A 521-nucleotide genomic window follows, 5' to 3' on the forward strand; every position below is an offset into this window, starting at 1 on the left:
CGCGCCGATCACAGTCTTCGCATGCTCGCCATATCGCGCGTGCGCGTGACGGCGTCGCTACAATGACGGTTTGATTCCAACGATCCCCGATTCCATCGATGTCGAACCCGAATCCCGCGGCGCCGCGCGCGCCAATGCTGTCGACCGCCGAGGCGCTCGCCGCGCTGCTCGATGCCGCGAAGCCGCTGCCCGGCGCCGAAACCGTCGCCACGCTCGACGCGCTCGGCCGCGTGCTGGCGGCCGACGTCAGCTCGCCGCTCGACGTGCCGCCGATGCACACGAGCGCGATGGACGGCTATGCGGTGCGCGTCGCCGACCTGCTGCACGGCGATCGACGGTTGCCGGTGTCGCAACGCATTCCGGCTGGCCATCCGGCGCAACCGCTTGCGGCCGGCACGGCCGCGCGGATCTTCACCGGCGCGACGGTGCCGCCCGGCGCCGACGCGGTCGTGATGCAGGAGCAGGCGTCGGCCGACGGCGACGCGGTCGAGATCCTGCACACGCCGAAGGCAGGTGAATGG

At 71.6% G+C, this 521-nt stretch carries 1 pseudogene; it reads left to right on the forward strand.

Features of this window, described 5'->3' with window-relative positions:
- Positions 1-98: 98 nt before the first annotated feature.
- Positions 99-521 (forward strand): annotated as a pseudogene (locus ACU8YE_RS24305) (molybdopterin molybdenumtransferase MoeA); the annotation flags it as partial.

The organism is Ralstonia sp. VS2407, assembly GCF_052950655.1.